Origin of the sequence: Mangrovactinospora gilvigrisea (assembly GCF_001879105.1) — a bacterium.
Lineage (GTDB): Bacteria > Actinomycetota > Actinomycetes > Streptomycetales > Streptomycetaceae > Mangrovactinospora > Mangrovactinospora gilvigrisea.
On sequence record NZ_MLCF01000165.1, the window covers coordinates 1 to 2,618 of the forward strand.

2 protein-coding genes are annotated in these 2,618 nt (G+C 66.9%); both read left to right on the forward strand.

The genetic code is table 11. The features are described from left to right. The first annotated feature begins 206 nt into the window (after positions 1 to 206). Positions 207 to 1,682, forward strand: coding sequence for an IS21 family transposase (gene istA / locus BIV57_RS22665; protein ID WP_071658745.1), 1,476 nt, complete (start codon positions 207 to 209; stop codon positions 1,680 to 1,682). Positions 1,683 to 1,741: 59 nt separating this feature from the next. Further along, a complete protein-coding gene (istB, locus tag BIV57_RS22670) occupies positions 1,742 to 2,515 on the forward strand; it encodes an IS21-like element helper ATPase IstB (RefSeq protein ID WP_071658744.1) in 774 nt (257 codons plus the stop codon). Positions 2,516 to 2,618: the final 103 nt, after the last annotated feature.

Consider the following 2,618-nt stretch of genomic DNA (forward strand, 5'->3'; position numbering starts at 1 on the left):
TGTCGGCGGCCGTGGCAAAGTCCAGGTGTGCGGCCAGTTGAGTCCAGGCTGATGGCCACCAGAATTCCCGGTGGATGGCCGTCTGACCTGTGGTGTTCCTGATCGCTTCCTTATATCGAGGAGACCCCTCCGTCCGGTTTGCTGGTGTTTGCGAGCAACAGCGAACCGGCCGGAGAGGTCCTGTGACGAAGTCTGACAGAGAGATCATGGAAATCCTTGAGGCATACGACCTGACCGGGACGGTCTGGTCGGCGGCGGCCTTGGCAGGACACGATCCGAAGACGGTCAAGCGCTATGTCGAGGCCCGCGCCAGCGGGCGCAATCCCTATGAGCGAGAGCCGCGGCCGAAGATGATCGACGCATTCCTGGAGAAGGTCGAGGAGTGGGTCGAGCAGTCGAGGGCGACGATCCGCGCCGACGTGGTCCACGAGAAGCTGGTGATAATGGGCTACCGCGGCAGCGCCCGTTCCACGCGGCGGGCGGTGACCGCGGCGAAGACGGCCTGGAAGGCGGGCAAGCGCCGCACCTACCGGCCGTGGATTCCCGAGCCGGGCCGGTGGCTGCAGTTCGACTGGGGCGAGGGCCCGCGCATCGCAGGGCGGCGGACCTGGCTGTTCTGCGCATGGCTGTCCTGGTCGCGTTACCGGGTCGTCCTCCCGGTCTGGGACTGCACGTTGGGCACGCTGATCGCCTGCCTGGACACCACGCTGCGACGGATCGGCGGGGCACCCACCTATGTGCTGACCGACAACGCGAAGACGGTGACCGTCGAGCACATCGCCGGCATCCCGGTGCGCCACCCGCAGATGGTCGCCGCGGGCCGGCACTACGGCTGCCAGGTGGTCAGTTGTGTCCCTTACGATCCAGAATCGAAGGGCGGAGCGGAGGCCACGGTCAGGATCGCGAAGGCCGACCTGGTGCCCACGAGCGCGAACCTGCTGCCCGCCTACGACTCGTTCGCCGAGCTCGCGGATGCCTGCCGGACCTGGTGCGATGGGGTGAACTCGCGTCGTCATCGGGCGACCGGGCAGATACCTGCGAGCCGCCTGGATGTCGAACGCGCCACGTTGCATGTTCTGCCCATCGAGCCGCTCGCGCTTGCGCTGGGCGAGGAGAGGCTGGTCGGCTCGGACCGCACTATTAGCTTCAACGCGGTGCGCTATTCGACTCCGCCGGGATATACCGGCGCGAAGGTGTGGTGCCGGGTCGTCGGCGAGGAACTGTCCATCACCGCCCGGACCAACTCGGGTGATCTGTCGGAGATTTGGCGCCATCAACTCTCCACTCCCGGGGTTCCGCAGATCATCGACGAGCACTATCCCGACCACCCCAACGGCCGATCCGTCCACCAGCCGCGGTTGCAGCCGCGCTCGGAGGCAGAGATCGCGTTCGTGGGCATCGGCCCCGGCGCGGGCCGGTGGCTCAAGGAAGCCGGTCCCGCCGGAGCGGTTCGCATCCGCGCCAAGATGGCCCGCGCGGTCGAGTTGGCCACCGTTTTGGGCCACGACAAAGTCGACCAGGCCCTCGGCCTCGCGGCCACGGCCGGGCGTTTCGCCGACGGCGACCTGCTCTCGATCCTGGGGCACCTCGCGGACAGCAAGCCCGCCGGCGAGGTCGTCCGCGCGGACGAGGCCCACTCCGTTCAGAACGGAACCATCGGCTGGCAGGCCCTGGGTCGCTGACCAACTCCTTCCCCAGCACTGCCTTTTGAACTCACGCCACGCAAGAGAACGGCACCCCCATGAGTTTTCCCAACCCGCCCGCCATCCCTGAGGAACTCGACAAGCTCATGCGTCGCATGCGGCTGCCCTATATGCGCAAGGCGGCCCCCGACGTCCTGGCCACCGCCCGCGCGCAACGCTGGGACCCTGCCGAGGTCCTGCGGTTGCTGATATCCGAGGAGGTCACCGGTCGTGACGCGGCAACGAGGCGGCTTCGGCGGTCCTCGGCGAACTTCCCGACCGGCAAGACGCTGGGATCCTGGCGAGCCGAGGACTCCACCATCCCCGAGCCCACCCAGAACTCTCTGATCACCCTGGAATGGATCGGCCGCGCGGAGAACTTGGTGATCGCCGGCCCGAGCGGAACCGGGAAAAGCCACTTCACCGAGGGACTGGCCCAGGCCGCGATCGAGAAGGACCTGCGGGTGTCGTGGTTCACCTTGGAAACGCTGAGTGCCGCGATCGGGAAGTCGAAGGTCGACGGGTCCACCGCGCGCACCGTCGCCCGCATCTGCCGGGCCGATCTCATCGTGATTGATGATATTGGCCTATTGCCGGTCGGTGAGGACGCCGCCGAGGCGTTCTACCGGATCATCGATGCTGCCTACGAGCGTCGTTCCATCGCGGTGACCAGCAACATTCATCCCTCGGGCTTCGACACGATCATGCCGAAGACCCTCGCAGGAGCATCCACCGATCGCCTCATGCACCACGCTCACCTCGTGACCACCACCGGGGACTCGCACCGCCTTGCCGAGGCACTTGCCGGGAAGGGAGTGGTCCCCTTGAACTGACCCCGCCCCGGGAACACCGCTGGCCGCATGCCTGGGTTTCTGATGGCCACCAGCCTGGACACCTCACGGCCACCTATCTGGGCATCAAGATGGCCGTTGACAC